At 40.6% G+C, this 18,929-nt stretch carries 11 protein-coding genes, 5 tRNA genes and 3 rRNA genes; 18 read left to right on the top strand and 1 reads right to left on the bottom strand.

The window, feature by feature from the left end; genetic code table 11:
• The first annotated feature begins 3 nt into the window (after positions 1-3).
• Entirely contained in the window at positions 4-1,581 is a 1,578-nt protein-coding gene (locus AB3219_RS09815) for a peptide chain release factor 3 (protein WP_367369414.1), read from the top strand.
• A 221-nt stretch (positions 1,582-1,802) separates the two neighbouring features.
• A complete protein-coding gene (locus AB3219_RS09810) occupies positions 1,803-3,938 on the top strand; it encodes an LTA synthase family protein (RefSeq protein ID WP_216754609.1) in 2,136 nt (711 codons plus the stop codon).
• Positions 3,939-4,023: 85 nt separating this feature from the next.
• On the opposite strand, the gene AB3219_RS09805 is transcribed toward AB3219_RS09810, so the two are convergent.
• On the bottom strand, positions 4,024-6,267 hold the full coding sequence (locus AB3219_RS09805) for an AAA family ATPase (RefSeq protein ID WP_367369463.1): 2,244 nt from the start codon (positions 6,265-6,267) through the stop codon (positions 4,024-4,026).
• Between the two features lie 248 nt (positions 6,268-6,515).
• On the opposite strand from AB3219_RS09805, the gene AB3219_RS09800 reads away from it, so the two are divergent.
• The 16 genes from AB3219_RS09800 to AB3219_RS09725 all read left to right on the top strand — a co-directional run bounded on the left by AB3219_RS09800 (position 6,516) and on the right by AB3219_RS09725 (position 18,928).
• Positions 6,516-6,713, top strand: a complete 198-nt coding sequence (locus AB3219_RS09800) for a hypothetical protein (RefSeq protein ID WP_057807730.1) — start codon at positions 6,516-6,518, stop codon at positions 6,711-6,713.
• A gap of 162 nt (positions 6,714-6,875) precedes the next feature.
• Positions 6,876-7,142: a phosphocarrier protein HPr gene (locus AB3219_RS09795; protein WP_057774159.1), complete on the top strand. Its 267-nt coding sequence runs from the start codon at positions 6,876-6,878 to the stop codon at positions 7,140-7,142.
• The gene (ptsP, locus tag AB3219_RS09790) at positions 7,142-8,863 is read left to right on the top strand and encodes a phosphoenolpyruvate--protein phosphotransferase (RefSeq protein WP_216762824.1); all 1,722 of its coding nucleotides are present in this window, start codon (positions 7,142-7,144) and stop codon (positions 8,861-8,863) included. The genes AB3219_RS09795 and ptsP overlap by 1 nt, the downstream gene beginning before the upstream one ends.
• Positions 8,864-8,957: 94 nt before the next feature.
• Positions 8,958-9,737: an alpha/beta fold hydrolase gene (locus AB3219_RS09785; protein WP_216762823.1), complete on the top strand. Its 780-nt coding sequence runs from the start codon at positions 8,958-8,960 to the stop codon at positions 9,735-9,737.
• Positions 9,738-9,825: 88 nt separating this feature from the next.
• Positions 9,826-11,001, top strand: a complete 1,176-nt coding sequence (locus AB3219_RS09780) for a glycosyltransferase family 4 protein (protein WP_216754551.1) — start codon at positions 9,826-9,828, stop codon at positions 10,999-11,001.
• Positions 11,002-11,025: 24 nt separating this feature from the next.
• Positions 11,026-12,033 (top strand): glycosyltransferase family 4 protein, encoded by a 1,008-nt coding sequence (locus tag AB3219_RS09775; RefSeq protein WP_260365300.1) that lies wholly within the window; start codon positions 11,026-11,028, stop codon positions 12,031-12,033.
• A 4-nt stretch (positions 12,034-12,037) separates the two neighbouring features.
• Positions 12,038-13,081, top strand: coding sequence for a lysylphosphatidylglycerol synthase transmembrane domain-containing protein (locus tag AB3219_RS09770; RefSeq protein ID WP_263749905.1), 1,044 nt, complete (start codon positions 12,038-12,040; stop codon positions 13,079-13,081).
• Between the two features lie 82 nt (positions 13,082-13,163).
• Positions 13,164-13,292, top strand: coding sequence for a hypothetical protein (locus AB3219_RS09765; RefSeq protein WP_367369413.1), 129 nt, complete (start codon positions 13,164-13,166; stop codon positions 13,290-13,292).
• Between the two features lie 222 nt (positions 13,293-13,514).
• Positions 13,515-15,092: ribosomal RNA gene (locus AB3219_RS09760) — 16S ribosomal RNA — on the top strand.
• 234 nt (positions 15,093-15,326) lie between these two features.
• Positions 15,327-18,250, top strand: a 23S ribosomal RNA gene (locus AB3219_RS09755).
• A gap of 92 nt (positions 18,251-18,342) precedes the next feature.
• Positions 18,343-18,459 (top strand): 5S ribosomal RNA (gene rrf, locus AB3219_RS09750).
• Together the 16S, 23S and 5S rRNA genes with 5 tRNA genes alongside form the textbook arrangement of a ribosomal RNA operon.
• A gap of 7 nt (positions 18,460-18,466) precedes the next feature.
• Positions 18,467-18,539: transfer RNA gene (locus tag AB3219_RS09745), tRNA-Val, on the top strand.
• A 3-nt stretch (positions 18,540-18,542) separates the two neighbouring features.
• Positions 18,543-18,615: transfer RNA gene (locus tag AB3219_RS09740), tRNA-Lys, on the top strand.
• A gap of 47 nt (positions 18,616-18,662) precedes the next feature.
• Positions 18,663-18,735: transfer RNA gene (locus AB3219_RS09735), tRNA-Thr, on the top strand.
• A gap of 12 nt (positions 18,736-18,747) precedes the next feature.
• Positions 18,748-18,819, top strand: a tRNA-Gly gene (locus tag AB3219_RS09730).
• Between the two features lie 23 nt (positions 18,820-18,842).
• A tRNA-Leu gene (locus AB3219_RS09725) sits at positions 18,843-18,928 on the top strand.
• The last annotated feature ends 1 nt before the right edge of the window (position 18,929 follow it).

Here is an 18,929-nt window from a genome sequence, read left to right as displayed (position 1 = left end):
TTTATGAACGAAACAAAATTAGATCAGGCAGTAGCAAAACGGCGAACCTTTGCCATTATTTCTCACCCTGATGCAGGAAAAACAACAATCACTGAACAATTATTGCTGTTTGGAGGAGTCGTACGTGAGGCCGGAACAGTTAAGGCCCGTAAGTCTGGCAATTACGCGAAATCAGATTGGATGGAAATCGAAAAGAAGCGTGGAATTTCAGTTACCAGCTCTGTGATGCAGTTCGATTATCAAGGTAAACGAATTAATATTTTGGATACTCCAGGCCATGAGGATTTTTCTGAAGATACGTATCGAACCCTAATGGCAGTCGATTCAGCCGTTATGGTGATCGATTCTGCTAAGGGAATTGAACCACAAACAAAAAAGCTATTCAAAATTTGTAAAATGCGTGGTATTCCAATTTTTACGTTTATGAATAAACTGGATCGTGACGGTCGTGAACCGTTAGATTTGGTAAATGAGTTGGAAGAAGTTTTAGGAATTGATGCTTATCCTATGAATTGGCCAATCGGAATGGGCAAGGGGTTGCGCGGCTTATATGATCGTTATAACAACCGTGTAGTTTTGTATCGCAAAGATGATCAAGGAAATCAGTATTTGCCGCTAGATAAAGAAGGTAAACTTTCAACTGAGTATTCCTTAACTGAAGATAGTGCCTATCAAGATGCCCAAGATGATATGGATCTTCTTAGTGAAGCAGGTAATTTATTTGATGAGGCCAAGATTGCTTCAGGTGAACTAACTCCTGTTTTCTTTGGATCGGCGTTGGCAAACTTTGGGGTTAAAACATTTTTAGATACGTATCTAAAATATGCGCCAGCACCAGCAGCGCATGTGGATCAAGCCGAAGAAAAAATTGTTCCTGATGATGCCCAGTTCTCTGGATTTATCTTTAAAATTCAGGCTAATATGAATCCTAATCATCGTGATCGAATTGCCTTTGTGCGTATTTGCTCTGGTGAATTTGATCGGGGGATGGACGTTACTTTGCATCGAACTGGTAAGGTGATTCGGCTATCGAATTCAACCCAGTTTATGGCGGATGCACGACATACAGTGGAAAAGGCGGTAGCTGGGGACATCGTTGGTCTTTATGATACTGGTAATTTTCAGATTGGTGATACTATTTATTCTGGCAAGCATGACATTCAATTTGCAAAACTACCGCAATTTACACCAGAATTGTTTGTACATGTGGCAGCTAAAAATGTTATGAAACAAAAATCATTCCATAAAGGAATTCAACAATTAGTTCAAGAAGGTGCCGTCCAATTATATACAAATTATAATACGGGTGATTATATTTTAGGTGCGGTTGGACAATTACAATTTGAGGTTTTCCAATTTAGAATGTTAAACGAATATCATTCAGAAGTTGTGATGGAGCCAATGGGAAAGAAAATTGCCCGCTGGATTGATCCGGAGCAATTGGATGAAAAGATGTCATCTTCACGGAATCTTTTGGTGAAGGATCGCATGGATAACCCATTATTCTTATTTGAAAATGAGTTTGCTGAGCGCTGGTTTAAGAGCAAGTATCCAGAGATTAAGTTAACGGCTAAACTATGATCTAAGCAATTATAAAGAGGGCAATTCCAATTTTTAAAAACTTGGAATTGGTCTTTTTTTGTGAACTATTTTGATTAAATGGAGTTTAAAGTTATCTAAAATCTCTTAAAATGCAGAGTAAAGGTCTATTAAAAAAACTAATTTTCAGTTATACTTATTTAGTATATATGAACGATTTTAAAGTTCAAATTTAACTGTTGATGCGTAATGGAGGTTCAACTATGAGTCAAGCGTGGCATAAGATTCGACGGGGATTAAATACTCGATTTGGATTTTTCTTGTTCGCCGTTATTTTATTTTGCATAAAATCCTACATGGCTTACCAAATGAAATTTAATTTGGGTGCTCAAGGTAATATGCAAGAATTAATTTTGGCTATTTCGCCAATTGCAACGGCTTTATTTCTTTTTGGAATTGGTTTGTATTTTCGGGGACGCTGGGCTTATTGGTGGATGATCCTGATGGATGCTATTCTTTCAACTTGGTTGTTTGCAAATATCTTGTATTATCGTGAGTTTTCAGACTTTATTACTTTTAATCTGATCAAAGGTTCCGGTTCAACATCTGATAACCTCGGAAAAAGTTTAATGGCAATTATGCGGGGAACTGACTTTTTGGTCTTCGTGGATGTTGCTTTTTTGATTCTCTTATTACTTATTCGCTTTATCAGAATTGATAGTACGCCGTTTAAGTTTCGTTATGCACTTGCAACTACTATTTTATCCATTGGTGTGTTTGGAGTGAACCTAGGAATGGCTTATAGTAACCGTTCAGGGCTTTTAACCAGAATATTTGATAATAATTATATTGTGAAATATTTAGGTTTACAGACTTACACAGCCTATGATGCCATTAAGACGTATCAAAATAGTGAACGGAAATCAAAAGCATCAGATAATCAGCTGAAACCAATTGAAAAGTTTTTGAAAGAACATCACGTTTCTTCAAACATTCAGTACAAGGGTGTTGCAAAAGGAAAAAATGTTTTTGTCATCCATTTGGAAAGTTTGCAGCAGTTTGTGATTGATAAAAAGTGGGACGGACAAGAAATTACGCCTAACTTAAACAAGCTGTATCATGAAAAAGATACGCTAAGCTTTGACAATTTCTTTAATCAGGTAGGACAGGGTAAAACAGCTGATGCAGAAATGATGTTGGAAAACTCATTATTTGGGTTACCTGAAGGTGCTGCGATGGTTATAGACGGCACTAGCAACACTTTCCAAGGTGCACCGGCTATTTTAGATCAAAATGGATATACCACGGCTTCATTCCATGGCGATGTGCCAAGTTTCTGGAATCGGGATAATGCGTATAAATCGTTTGGGTACGAGTACTTCTTCAGTAAGGAATATTATAAAATCAAACCAGGTTATGTGAGTGGCTATGGGATGAAGGATAAAATCTTCTTGAAAGATGCTATGAAGTACGTTGAGCAGTTACCACAGCCCTTCTACGCCAAATTAATTACGGTTTCTAATCATTATCCTTACCTAATTTCGAAAAAGGATTCTTCAATTAAAGCTTGGGATACTGGAGATCCAACGGTAGACCCATATGTCCAAACGGCGCATTATCTGGACCAATCAATTGGTGAATTACTTAGCTATTTGAAGAAATCTGGTTTAGAGAAAAATAGCATGCTAGTTCTATACGGTGACCATTATGGTATTTCAAATAACCATAAGGCTGCAATTGCGAAGATTTTAGGATTAAAACAAATTGATAATTACAATTTGGCAATGTTCCAAAAAGTACCTTTCATGATTCATATGACCGGATTAAAGGGCGGAATTAACCATACTTATGGTGGTGAAATTGATGTCTTGCCAACATTAATGAACTTGCTTGGGATCAATGATTCAGGGGCAATTCAATTTGGTCAGGATTTACTATCCAAGGATCGTAATCAAATTGTTTCTTTCCGAGATGGTGATTTTGTTTCACCGAAGTACACGAAGTATGGGAATGATTTATACTTTACTAAAACTGGGCAGCAAATAACGAATAAAACGGCGACAGAGAAAAAAGAAGTGGCTAAAATTCAGGCATACGTTAATAAGGAATTGTCATTATCTGACTCGGTAATCAATGGTGACTTATTACGCTTTTCTAAACACAGTTGGTTTAAGACAGTTGATAAGTCTAACTATGACTATAAAAAATCAGCAGGCTTAAAACAATTAAGTGAAGCACAATCCAAAGAACCAACTAGTTTACTGAAGAAAAATAAGGGTAAGTCAACCTTAGATCTTTATAAGACGGATGCACCCGAATTGGCAAATGAAAGTTCAAGCAGTAGTAGCAGTTCATCTTCATCATCTTCTGCTTCAACGTCATCATCTTCTTCAAAATAAAAATATGTACAAAAAATACTCGTATGAAATTGATTACGATTTAACGTAATCAATTTCATACGAGTATTTATTTTATAGATAGTGATTAAGCCTTTGAAGAAGCTGAAGTAGCCTTTGCATCGGCTTCATTCTCAACTGCTAAGGTGATGTTGCCGTCAGCGATCTTAGCAACAAGGTTCTTAGCATCCGGATGATCTAGATAATAATCTGCAATACGATCTTCAATCTGTTCTTGAATAACACGACGCAGTGGACGCGCACCCATCTTCGGATTGTAACCTAACTCAACTAATTTCTCTTCAACTGGTTCTGTAACATGAACATGTAAACCTTGCACGGCTAACATTTGATTTACATTACCAATCATTAAGTCAACAATTTTCATTAAGTTTTCCTTAGTAAGGGAGTTGAATTCAACAATATCGTCAAAACGGTTCAAGAATTCAGGTTTAAAGTAATTACCCAGCTTATCCAAGATGGAATGAGTTGTACCTTCAGATGCAGCACCAAAGCCCACATCTGCTTCAACATCACCACTACCAGCATTAGAAGTCATGATGATAATTGTGTCCTTGAAGCTAACCGTTCGGCCTTGAGAATCCGTTAAACGACCATCATCAAGAATTTGAAGGAACATGTGCATGACATCGGGATGAGCCTTTTCAATTTCATCAAGCAAGATCAAGCTATATGGGTGACGGCGAACTTGCTCAGTTAATTGACCTGCTTCTTCATAGCCAACATAGCCAGGAGGCGAACCAATCAATTTAGAAATTGAATGTGGCTCCATGTATTCACTCATATCAAACCGAATCATGGAATCTTCTGAGCCAAAGAGCTCATTAGCTAATTGTTTGGCCAACTCAGTTTTACCAACACCAGTAGGGCCTACAAAAAGGAAGGAGCCAATTGGTCGACCAGTCCCGTTTAAACCAATTCGATTTCGACGAATCGCTCGGGCAATTTTTTCGACAGCTTCATTTTGACCAATGACATGTGCTCGTAAGTCATCACCGAGGTTTTTTAATTGTTCTTGTTCACGTTTTTGTAATTCGCCAACTGGAATATCAGTTTTTTCTTCAATGATTTGTTCCATATCTTTGTCGGTGACAGTTGGTACTTGACCTTGATTAGTTGCGCCAGATTTAGTTTTTTCTAGTTTGTTAACTTGATCACGGTAATAGGCTGCTTTCTCATAATCCTCAGTTTTTAAAGCATCCTGCTTGTACTTTTTAGCATTATCAATTTTTTGTTGGATGGTATTGGGATCCACTGTGTTAATGGTGAGGTTTTTCTTAGATCCAGCTTCATCCAATAAATCGATTGCCTTATCAGGCAAGAAACGATCTTGAATGTAGCGTTTCGAAAGTTTTGCGGCAGCCTCGATAGCGTCATCTGTATATTTAACATGATGATAATCTTCGTACTTCTTTTGAATACCTTTTAAAATTCGAATGGACTCTTCAACACTCGGTTCATCAACCTGAACTGGTTGAAGACGACGTGCCAAGGCAGCATCCTTTTCAATATCACGATATTCATTTAAAGTGGTTGCACCGACGAGCTGAAAATCGCCCCGGGCAAGAGCTGGCTTCAAAACATTACCAGCATCCATACCGCCTTCAGCATTACCAGCACCAACAATTTCGTGAATTTCATCAATAAAGATAATGACGTCTTTGTTCTTTTCGACTTCTTTCATAAGTTGCTGCATCCGTTGTTCAAATTGACCACGGATACCAGTTCCTTGAACTAATGAAACCACGTCCAAACGAATAATTTGTTTATTAATTAATTTTTGTGGAACATCTCCAGCGACAATTCGTTCAGCCAAGCCTTCAACAACAGCTGTTTTACCAACACCGGCTTCACCAATTAAAACGGGATTGTTCTTAGTTCGGCGATTTAAAATTTCAATAACCCTTGAAATTTCTGAATCACGACCAATGACAGGATCGATTTTTCCTTTTTTAGCCAAATCGGTTAAGTTAAGACCATATTGACCTAAAAGGCCACCTTGACCATTACGCTGATTATCACCGTTGTTACCAGTGGGACCGCTTGGTTGGGTAGGGGGAACCTGTTGATTTAATCCCTGTGGATTTTCGACATTTCCATTTTGCATTGCACGGAAAATATCGTCCAAATTTCCAAATCCAAATGGGTCTTGTGCCATGTTTGCGGCACCTCCGTTTCCTAAGTTATTTCCTTCTTGTTGTTTTAGAAGTTGATAGCAATTTTGACAAAGATCAATCTGCATCCGCTGTCCATCGACGTTAGTGTACAGATGAATCGTTGCTTCGTTCTTATGACAATTTTGACATAACATCTTGCTGTCTCCTTTCACAGAATCAAGATCAAAAATTGTTTGACCAACTTTGACCATGACCACATTATAACGCGCCAAAAAAAATCTGCAAGTAATTTGTATTGAAAACAATTCGTCTTTAAATCTACTTGCAAGGCACTTCTGTAGGTCCAAAAATTATCCTAGCACTTTACTAGCTAGAGTGCCAACATTTGAACTTTCATCTTTTTTCGATTAAACTAGGTTTACTTTGAAAGGTAGGTGATTGAATGGCACGAGATTTTTCTAATTTATTGGAACAATTAAGACAGGGGACAATTAAGGAACTGACGGTCGAACCTGATGAATTTTCAGAATTTCAACCTATCTATATGAAGTATGATCAACGGAAACGAGTTATTGGATCAGCCCAACGGAATGGAAAAGTAGTTTATCACTTTGAAAGTAATGAAAACGGTGAGCAATAATTTTGCTTTTATTCGTGAAAGGGCTTGTAAAAAATTCGAGAAATTGCTATCATCAATGGGAAAGGCTGATTAATTGTTAGTAAGATGAATGCTATGTTCGTTTTATAACTTAAAAAGAAAGCCCTTACTAAAACTTATATTTTTAAAGGAGATCGATTTATAATGGAAACACGAGACTTTCATATTATTGCAGAAACAGGTATTCACGCACGTCCAGCTACTTTATTAGTACAGGCAGCCAGCAAATTCAATGCTGATGTTAAATTAACATACAAAGACAAATCAGTTAACTTGAAGTCCATCATGGGTGTTATGTCATTAGGTGTTGGTCAAAATGCTGATGTCACAGTATCCGCTGATGGTGACGATGAAAAAGAAGCTATTGAAGCACTTGCAGATACAATGAAAAAGGAAGGACTTTCTGACTAATGGCAAAACAATTGAAGGGAATTGCAGCCAGTGATGGCGTTGCAATTGCGAAAGCATATATGCTTGTCGACCCTGATCTGTCATTTGATAAGAAAACAATTGATAATCCAGATGCTGAGATTAAGCGCCTCCATGACGCTTTGGATGCATCTAAAGCAGAACTAGAGTTAATTAAAAGTAAGACTGCTAAAAGCCTTGGTGAAGAAGAAGCCGAAGTTTTTGAGGCTCACATTACGATTCTCTCAGATCCAGAATTGATTGGTAATATTGAAGACAAGATCAAAAATGACAGTGTAAATGCTGAACAAGCATTAAAAGATGTAACAGATGGCTTTATTGAAACGTTTGAAGCGATGACTGATAATCAATACATGCAAGAACGTGCGGGTGATATCCGCGATGTAACTAAGCGTGTTTTGAGTCATTTACTCGGCGTTAAGTTGCCTAATCCAGCATTAATTGACTCAGAAGTAGTGATTGTTGCTCATGATTTGACACCAAGCGATACTGCACAGTTGGATCGTAAATATGTTAAAGGATTCATTACAGATATTGGTGGTCGTACATCTCATTCAGCAATTATGTCACGAACTTTGGAAATTCCAGCAATTGTTGGAAGTGAAAAAGCAACTACTGATATTAAAGCCGGCGACACAGTTATTATTGATGGGATGCATGGACTTGCACTTGTCAATCCAGATGCTGATGAAGTTGCTAAGTATGAAAAAATGGAAAAAGACTTTTTGGCTCAAAAAGCTGAATGGGAAAAACTTCGTGATGAAAAAACATTGTCGAAGGATGGCGTCCATTTTGATTTAGCTGCTAACATTGGTACCCCTGATGATATTAAGGGTGTTGTTGATAATGGTGCTGAAGCAGTTGGCTTATTCCGTTCAGAGTTCTTGTATATGGATGCAAGTGAACTTCCAAGCGAAGATGACCAATTCGAAGCATATAAAAAAGTTGTTGAAGGCATGAAGGGCAAACAAGTTGTCGTTCGAACGATGGATATTGGTGGAGACAAGCAATTGCCATACCTACCACTTCCAGAAGAAATGAACCCATTCTTAGGCTATCGTGCTATTCGTATTAGTTTGGATCGTACTGATTTATTCCGAACTCAGTTACGCGCATTGCTGCGGGCTTCTGCCTATGGTAAATTGGCAATCATGTTCCCAATGATTGCTACTGTAGCTGAATTTAAGAAGGCTAAAGCTATCTATGAAGATGAAAAACAGAAGATGGTTAAAGCTGGAACTAAAATTGGTGACGGCATTCAAGTTGGTATGATGATGGAAATCCCTGCCGCTGCAATGATTGCTGATAAGTTGGCAAAATATGTTGACTTCTTTAGTATTGGTACAAACGATTTGATTCAATATTCATTTGCTGCAGATCGTGGCAATGAAAAAGTTTCTTACTTGTATCAACCATACAATCCATCTTTGTTGCGTTTAATTAAAAACACAATTGATGCTTCTCATAAAGAGGGCAAGTGGACTGGTATGTGTGGTGAAATGGCCGGCGATCAGACTGCTGTTCCAATTTTAATGGGACTTGGTTTGGATGAATTCTCAATGAGTGCAACTTCAGTTTTGAAGACACGTTCATTGATGAAACGTCTTGACACTAAAGAAATGAAGAAATTAGCTGAAAAAGCTGTTACTGAAGCAGAAACTAATGATGATGTAATTAAACTCGTTAACGATGCCCTTAAGTAACAAAATTTAGATTTGTATAAATCTCCTCGGATCATAGAATCCTGAGGAGATTTTTTTGGTATACTAAAACCGATTAAACAATGAGGTAAGAAGAATGTATTTTAAGACAAGTGACGAAGTAAAGATAAATTATGAAGATGAAGGATCGGGTCCGGTAATCGTTTTTTTGACTGGTTTCGGTGGATCAAAAGAAATTTGGCATCGACAAAAATTAGCGTTGATTCAGCATAATTATCGAGTTGTGACCATGGACTTCCGCAATCAGGGAGTGTCACAACATGTCAATTGGGGGTTACGTGTTTCACGATTAGCCGCAGATGTGCATGAATTGTGTTTGTTACTAAAACTAACGGAGATAATCTTAGTAGGTAACTCGATGGGCGGGGCGGTTGTTTATGCCTATTTGTCTTTGTATTCGAGTAACCAAATTAAGCGAGTGGTGGTAGTTGATCAATCACCAAAAATGATTAATGATCACGATTGGTATTTTGGTTTTAAAGGTCTAAATTGGCAAAACTTCAAACAACGGTTACAACAGCCACTGGGCTCATCAACATTTAAACATATTGATGATGACACCTTTATCCTTGTTAAAAAAGTGACGGAAAGTCATCCTTTTGATAGCAGGCTGGATTACGAGCTTTTAATTAATCACGCAGTTCAAGATTGGCGTGATGTGTTAAGACGGTTATCAATTCCGATGCTGTTGGTAGTTGGAAAACAAAGTCCTTATTTCGATTATCGTTTTGGTTTTGAAGTTCAAAAATTAAATTCTAAGATAAGAACTAAAGTTGTGAATGAAAGTGGTCATATTGTTATGGCAGAACAATCAGAAAAATTTAATCAGCTTTTACTTGAATTTTTGTCAGAGTAGGATTAAATATTAGAGTTGTTTGCATAACGCGTATGAAACCAATATAATTAAACTTGATTAAGTAGATAGTTTTTTTGGGAGGATACTTGTGAATATAGGAATTTTTACAGATACATATTACCCGCAGGTGAGTGGTGTCGCAACATCCATTAAAACACTGAGAGAGCAACTCGAAAAACAGGGGCATCAAGTGTACATTTTTACCACAACAGATCCCAAAGTGGATAAAAATGTGTATGAGAGAAATATTTTCCGTTTTCCAAGCATTCCTTTTGTTTCTTTTACAGATCGAAGAATAGCTGTGAGCGGTTTGTTCAAGGCTTATCAAGTTGCAAAAGAATTAAATTTAGATATTGTTCATACTCAGACTGAGTTTTCTTTAGGCTGGATTGGAAAATTTGTTGCTAAAAATTTAAAAATTCCTTGTGTGCATACTTATCACACAATGTATGAAGACTATTTACATTATGTGGCAAATGGTCATTTGCTGCGACCTTATCATGTTAAACAAGGAACACGCGCTTTTTGCTATCATTTGACTGGGGTTATTGCACCAAGTGAACGTGTGATCAAAACCTTGAATGGTTACGGTGTGAAGGCACCAATTCGCGTCATTCCAACTGGTGTTAATGTGAATCATTATGCACAACACGAAGAAATTGATTGGCGAAAAAAGTACGGCTTTCCTAAAGAAAAGAAAATTTTACTTTCTTTAAGCCGCTTAGCATATGAAAAAAATATTCAAGAAGTTATTAAAACATTTCCCGAAATTTTAAAGAAGGTTCCCGATAGTTTATTGGTAATTGTTGGGGATGGTCCAGCACGAGAAAGTTTGGAACAACAAACAAAGAGCTTAGGTATTACCGATCATGTTAGGTTTACCGGTGAAATTAATAATGATATTGTTTATCGCTATTATCAAATGGCAGATCTATTTGTTTCTGCATCAGATTCAGAATCGCAAGGTTTAACCTATATTGAGGCACTTGCGGCTGGACTCAAAGTAGTTGTTAAATCTAGTCCATATACAGATCAATTGTTAGATGATCCTTCTTTGGGTGTTACCTTTGAAACTGAGAAACAATTCATTCATTTTGCGGAAAACTATTTAACCCATCCGGTTAGTTTTGAGGATCCAGAACCACGGGAACGCAAACTTTATGATATTTCAGCGGATCATTTTGGTAAACAGGTTGTCGATTTCTACAAAGATTCACTAGTTTTATATGCAGATCGAGAAGAGTCTTCAAGCTTTTCTGACTAAGGGGGAAAAGATTTGCGAATTAATATGTTTTCTTCAGCAACAAAAGTTAAGGGTCAAGGTGTAGGTAGCGCATATGAAGAATTGGTTTCATTGCTCAAGACACATTTCCCGGATGAATTTAAAATAAGTATCAATAAATATAGTCGCTCTGAAATTAGTCATTATCATACGATAGACCCACAGTTCTACTTGTCGACGTTTATGCCAGGCAGAGGTAGAAAGATTGGTTATGTCCATTTTTTGCCTGAGACGATTGACGGAAGTCTAAAGATTCCACAACCGTTTCGGGGTATTTTTTATAAATATATAATTGCGTTCTATAAACGGATGGATCATATTGTGGTAGTTAATCCAACCTTTATTCCTAAATTAACGGCTTATGGAATTCCCGAAGACAAGATAACTTATATTCCTAACTTTGTGCATAAGAGTGAATTTTATGAAATGAATTTGGCAGAGAAAAAAGAATTACGAGCACAAATGCATATTGACGAACATAAATTTGTGATCTTGGGAATTGGCCAAGTTCAAGAACGAAAAGGCGTTAAAGACTTTATTAAACTCGCAAAAGATAATCCAGACATCCTTTTTATTTGGGCTGGAGGCTTTTCTTTTGGTCGAATGACAGATGGTTACACAGAATTAAAAAAAGTGGTAGACAACCCGCCTGCAAACCTGAAGTTTACGGGAATTGTTGATCGGGAGAAGTTAGTAAATTACTATAACGTTGCTAATCTCTTTTTACTTCCCTCATATAATGAATTATTTCCGATGTCGGTGTTAGAAGCTTTTAGTTGCGGGACACCGGTTCTGCTTCGTGACTTAGACTTGTATCATGCCATTATTGAAGGCTATTACGATCCAGCAAAAGATGTTACGGATATGCAGAAACAAATTGAGTATCTTTCTAAAAATCCGGCTGCGTTAGCGAAACTTCGTGAAAAATCCAATGAAGCATCAGAACAGTACTCGGAAGCGCATTTAGCAAATATCTGGCATGGCTTTTATATGCGTCAGGCAAGAGAGGGCTAAATCAATGTCAAAGAGAAATAAAATTGTACTCGTAATTATGCTGGCTTTAGGAGTCGGTATTTTTGCTTTTTCGTTGCGAAATGTCAATTTAAATCAATTGCTGCATGACATTGTGCATATTCATGTTCAGTGGTTATTGGTTGCCGTAATTTGTATGTTACTTTATTTTGGGATTGAAGCCGTGATTACCAAAATGTTTGTTGTCAGTAACGGGGATAGATTTTCCATCCGGGATGCAATTCGGATTCCTTTGATTGAACAGTTATTTAATGGAATTACACCTTTTTCATCAGGAGGACAGCCGGCACAGCTAGTGGCATTAATGCAAAGCGGTGTTGAAGCTGGTAGAGCAAGTTCGGTCCTTTTAATGAAATTTGTGGTTTTTCAAGCAATGATAGTGATTAACTTTATGTTTAGTTTGTTGATTGGATTTAACTATATTGCTGAAAAAATGAGTTATTTGTCTTTATTTGTGGTATTTGGCTTTCTTATTCACTTTGCAGTTATTATTGGATTGTTGCTGGTCATGTACTGGCATGGTTTTACAAAAAAATTAATTAGTTGGATCATGATTCCAATTGGTTGGTTTGTGAAGAAAGATCGTTATGATAAGTGGAAAGTTTCACTTGATAAAAAGGTAGATACTTTTTATTTGGAAAGTGTCCGCATTAAATCGCAGTGGAAATTACTGATTAAAGTTTTTGTAATGACCTTTTTTCAGTTGCTGTTTTACTACTTAGTCCCATACTATATTATGTTGTCGCTTGGCTATACTGGTATAAATATCATTATGGTAACTTCATTACATGTTTTGATTGTGATGGTAATCTCTATTTTCCCGATTCCTGGTGGTTCGGGTGGCGCAGAATATAGTTTTGATGTCTTGTTCTCCAGTTTTATTCACAGTAATAGTAAGTTAGTTCTTGCAATGCTAATTTGGCGTTTATTAACTTATTACTTTGGTATGTTTGGTGGAATATTTGCGTTGGTGACGAGACCAGACAAATTAAATCGAACGGTTGTAAAAAAGTATAGTGGTAATTTATAAGCCGTCCTTTCATTTGAAAGGACGGTTTTGCTATCTATCTCAAAAAAATAAAAACAGCTCTATGTCAAGGGAGACAAGAGCTTTGAAAGCTGACTTAAAAAATTTGAAAGATTTAGGCTTGACCGTAGCCGGATTACTTGATATGATGTTCAAGGTCGTTTTGAGAGACGTTGCTTCTGAAAATGATAATCAAATGTTTTTAAAAAGTTGAATTTGGTTGTTGACTTTTACAAAAACAGATGATAAAGTTAAATAGTTGCGTTGAGACGTTTAGCGCTTCCAACTGCGACATAGTAGACCTTTGAAAACTGAACAAAGTTTCGACGAAACAAAATGTGTAGGGTCTTCAAATGAAAATTTTGAAGCAAACAATTTGCGAAGTCAATTCGCTTTAAACAATGAAACAACAAATGAGCTTGTTAAAACTCAAGTATAATATGAGAGTTTGATCTTGGCTCAGGATGAACGCTGGCGGCGTGCCTAATACATGCAAGTCGAACGCACTTTCGTTAATTGATTTTGAGATGCTTGCATCGAAGATGATTTTAACTATAAAGTGAGTGGCGAACGGGTGAGTAACACGTGGGTAACCTGCCCAGAAGCGGGGGATAACACCTGGAAACAGATGCTAATACCGCATAACAAAATTAACCGCATGGTTGATTTTTAAAAGATGGCTTCGGCTATCACTTCTGGATGGACCCGCGGCGTATTAGCTAGTTGGTGAGATAAAGGCTCACCAAGGCAGTGATACGTAGCCGACCTGAGAGGGTAATCGGCCACATTGGGACTGAGACACGGCCCAGACTCCTACGGGAGGCAGCAGTAGGGAATCTTCCACAATGGACGCAAGTCTGATGGAGCAACGCCGCGTGAGTGATGAAGGCTTTCGGGTCGTAAAACTCTGTTGTTGGAGAAGAACGTGTGTGAGAGTAACTGCTCATGCAGTGACGGTATCCAACCAGAAAGCCACGGCTAACTACGTGCCAGCAGCCGCGGTAATACGTAGGTGGCAAGCGTTATCCGGATTTATTGGGCGTAAAGCGAGCGCAGGCGGTCTTTTAAGTCTAATGTGAAAGCCTTCGGCTTAACCGAAGAAGTGCATTGGAAACTGGGAGACTTGAGTGCAGAAGAGGAGAGTGGAACTCCATGTGTAGCGGTGAAATGCGTAGATATATGGAAGAACACCAGTGGCGAAGGCGGCTCTCTGGTCTGCAACTGACGCTGAGGCTCGAAAGCATGGGTAGCGAACAGGATTAGATACCCTGGTAGTCCATGCCGTAAACGATGAATGCTAAGTGTTGGAGGGTTTCCGCCCTTCAGTGCTGCAGCTAACGCATTAAGCATTCCGCCTGGGGAGTACGACCGCAAGGTTGAAACTCAAAAGAATTGACGGGGGCCCGCACAAGCGGTGGAGCATGTGGTTTAATTCGAAGCTACGCGAAGAACCTTACCAGGTCTTGATATCTTCTGCTAACCTAAGAGATTAGGCGTTCCCTTCGGGGACGGAATGACAGGTGGTGCATGGTTGTCGTCAGCTCGTGTCGTGAGATGTTGGGTTAAGTCCCGCAACGAGCGCAACCCTTATTATTAGTTGCCAGCATTAAGTTGGGCACTCTAGTGAGACTGCCGGTGACAAACCGGAGGAAGGTGGGGACGACGTCAAATCATCATGCCCCTTATGACCTGGGCTACACACGTGCTACAATGGACGGTACAACGAGTTGCGAGACCGCGAGGTTTAGCTAATCTCTTAAAACCGTTCTCAGTTCGGACTGCAGGCTGCAACTCGCCTGCACGAAGTTGGAATCGCTAGTAATCGCGGATCAGCATGCCGCGGTGAATACGTTCCCGGGCCTTGTACACACCGCCCGTCACACCATGAGAGTTTGTAACACCCAAAGCCGGTGGAGTAACCTTCGGGAGCTAGCCGTCTAAGGTGGGACAGATGATTGGGGTGAAGTCGTAACAAGGTAGCCGTAGGAGAACCTGCGGCTGGATCACCTCCTTTCTAAGGATATTTAGAAACGGAAACCTACACATTGTCGAAACTTTGTTTAGTTTTGAGAGGTTTACTCTCAAAACTTGTTCTTTGAAAACTAAATAATATCGAAAAATTTTCTAATTTTAATTATTTATTATAATGTAATTAAACCGAGAACACTGCGTTTTATAGAGTTTTAAAACAAGATTAGTTCAAAAAATAATCGCTAAACTCAAGACCACTTTACCGCAGGTAAAGTTAGGTTAAGTTATAAAGGGCGCATGGTGAATGCCTTGGTACTAGGAGCCGATGAAGGACGGGACTAACACCGATATGCTTCGGGGAGCTGTAAGTAAGCTTTGATCCGGAGATTTCCGAATGGGGAAACCCAACAACATTAATCCGTTGTTACCACCACGTGAATACATAACGTGGTTGGAGGTAGACGCGGGGAACTGAAACATCTCAGTACCCGCAGGAAGAGAAAGAAATATCGATTCCCTAAGTAGCGGCGAGCGAACGGGGAACAGCCCAAACCAGGAAGCTTGCTTCCTGGGGTTGTAGGACTGAACATTTGAGTTACCAAAGATTTTCATAGCCGAACAGTCTGGGAAGACTGGCCAGAGCGGGTGATAGCCCCGTAGGCAAAATGAAGATCCCTCAGTTCAGGATCCTGAGTACGGCGGAACACGTGTAACTCCGTCGGAATCCGGGAGGACCATCTCCCAAGGCTAAATACTCCCTAGTGACCGATAGTGAACCAGTACCGTGAGGGAAAGGTGAAAAGCACCCCGGAAGGGGAGTGAAACAGTTCTTGAAACCATGTGCCTACAAGAAGTCAGAGCCCGTTAAGGGGTGATGGCGTGCCTTTTGTAGAATGAACCGGCGAGTTACGTTTACATGCCAGGTTAAGTTGAAAAAACGGAGCCGCAGCGAAAGCGAGTCTGAATAGGGCGACTGAGTATGTAGATGTAGACCCGAAACCAAGTGACCTACCCATGTCCAGGTTGAAGGTGCGGTAAAACGCACTGGAGGACCGAACTCGTGTACGTTGAAAAGTGCTGAGATGAGGTGTGGGTAGCGGTGAAATTCCAAACGAACTTGGAGATAGCTGGTTCTCTCCGAAATAGCTTTAGGGCTAGCCTCGGATTAAGGATCATGGAGGTAGAGCCACTGTTTGGACTAGGGGCCCGTCTTGGGTTACTGAATTCAGATAAACTCCGAATGCCATTGATTTATGTCCGGGAGTCAGACGGTGAGTGATAAGATCCATCGTCGAAAGGGGAACAGCCCAGACCACCAGTTAAGGTCCCTAAATATATGTTAAGTGGAAAAGGATGTGGAGTTGCATAGACAACTAGGATGTTGGCTCAGAAGCAGCCATCATTTAAAGAGTGCGTAATAGCTCACTAGTCGAGTGATTCTGCGCCGAAAATGTACCGGGGCTTAAACATATTACCGAGACTGTGGATGCCACCGTAAGGTGGCGTGATAGGAGAGCGTTCTAAGGGCAACGAAGGCAGACCGTGAGGACTGTTGGAGCGCTTAGAAGTGAGAATGCCGGTATGAGTAGCGAAAGACAGGTGAGAATCCTGTCCACCGAATGACTAAGGTTTCCTGGGGAAGGCTCGTCCACCCAGGGTTAGTCGGGACCTAAGTCGAGGCCGAGAGGCGTAGACGATGGATAACAGGTTGAGATTCCTGTACTAGTTAAACTTGTTTGAACAATGGAGGGACGCAGGAGGCTAAGGAATGCGCACGGTTGGATATGTGCGCCCAAGCAGCAAGTCTGATTGAGAGTTAAATGCTTTCAGTCTTAAGGACAAGCTGTGATGGGGAGTGAAATTTAAAGTAACGAAGTTCCTGATGTCACACTGCCGAGAAAAGCTTCTAGTTAGAGTTTAACTACCCGTACCGCAAACCGACACAGGTAGTCGAGGAGAGTATCCTCAGGTGAGCGAGAGAACTCTCGTTAAGGAACTCGGCAAAATGACCCCGTAACTTCGGAAGAAGGGGTGCTGATCGCAAGATCAGCCGCAGTGAATAGGCCCAGGCGACTGTTTATCAAAAACACAGGTTTCTGCAAAATCGTAAGATGACGTATAGGGGCTGACGCCTGCCCGGTGCTGGAAGGTTAAGTGAATGAGTTAGCTTCGGCGAAGCTTTGAAATGAAGCCCCAGTAAACGGCGGCCGTAACTATAACGGTCCTAAGGTAGCGAAATTCCTTGTCGGGTAAGTTCCGACCCGCACGAAAGGCGTAACGATCTGGGCACTGTCTCAACGAGAGACTCGGTGAAATTATAATACCCGTGAAGATGCGGGTTACCCGCGACAGGACGGAAAGACCCCATGGAGCTTTACTGTAGCTTGATATTGAGTGTTTGTACAGCTTGTACAGGATAGGTAGGAGCCATAGAAACCGGAACGCTAGTTTCGGTGGAGGCGTTGGTGGGATACTACCCTCGCTGTATGAACCCTCTAACTCGCGCCACTAAGCGTGGCGGAAGACAGTGTCAGGTGGGCAGTTTGACTGGGGCGGTCGCCTCCTAAAGAGTAACGGAGGCGCCCAAAGGTTCTCTCAGAATGGTTGGAAATCATTCGCTGAGTGTAAAGGCAGAAGAGAGCTTGACTGCGAGACAGACAGGTCGAGCAGGGACGAAAGTCGGGCTTAGTGATCCGGTGGTACCGTATGGAAGGGCCATCGCTCAACGGATAAAAGCTACCCTGGGGATAACAGGCTTATCTCCCCCAAGAGTTCACATCGACGGGGAGGTTTGGCACCTCGATGTCGGCTCATCGCATCCTGGGGCTGTAGTCGGTCCCAAGGGTTGGGCTGTTCGCCCATTAAAGCGGTACGCGAGCTGGGTTCAGAACGTCGTGAGACAGTTCGGTCCCTATCCGTCGCGGGCGTAGGAAATTTGCGAGGATCTGTCCTTAGTACGAGAGGACCGGGATGGACATACCGCTGGTGTACCAGTTGTTCCGCCAGGAGCATCGCTGGGTAGCTATGTATGGATGAGATAAACGCTGAAAGCATCTAAGTGTGAAACTCGCCTCAAGATGAGATTTCCCATTCCATTTATGGAAGTAAGACCCCTGAGAGATGATCAGGTAGATAGGTTGGGAGTGGAAGTGTAGTGATACATGGAGCGGACCAATACTAATCGGTCGAGGACTTAACCACAAAGTGGTGTTCTCAAAGAGAAGGATTCGATATTATTTAGTTTTGAGAGAATAAATTTCTTTCACACGAGCCACGAAGGTGGATCGGAGAAGTGTGGTGGCGATAGCGAGAAGGATACACCTGTTCCCATGTCGAACACAGAAGTTAAGCTTCTTAGCGCCGAGAGTAGTTGGGGGATCGCTCCCTGCGAGGGTAGGACGTTGCCATGCGAATAATGGAGGATTAGCTCAGTTGGGAGAGCGTCTGCCTTACAAGCAGAGGGTCACAGGTTCGAGCCCTGTATCCTCCATTTGAGCCGTTAGCTCAGTTGGTAGAGCATCTGACTTTTAATCAGAGGGTCGGCAGTTCGAGGCTGCCACGGCTCATTGACACTAAATGTCAATAAGAATTTCATAGTTAATTATAAAATGATGCCGACTTAGCTCAGTTGGCAGAGCATCTGTCTTGTAAACAGGGGGTCGGAGGTTCGAATCCTCTAGTCGGCATTTTGTAATTATGCGGAAGTAGTTCAGTGGTAGAACATCACCTTGCCATGGTGGGGGTCGCGGGTTCGAATCCCGTCTTCCGCTTTGTAGTTTTTACTACAAACGTTGCCGGGGTGGCGGAATTGGCAGACGCACAGGACTTAAAATCCTGCGGTCAGTGATGACCGTACCGGTTCGATCCCGGTCCTCGGCAT

Origin of the sequence: Pediococcus ethanolidurans, from assembly GCF_964062635.1 — a bacterium.
Classification (GTDB): Bacteria; Bacillota; Bacilli; order Lactobacillales; family Lactobacillaceae; genus Pediococcus; species Pediococcus ethanolidurans.
This window is presented reverse-complemented; position numbering and strand designations above follow the sequence as displayed.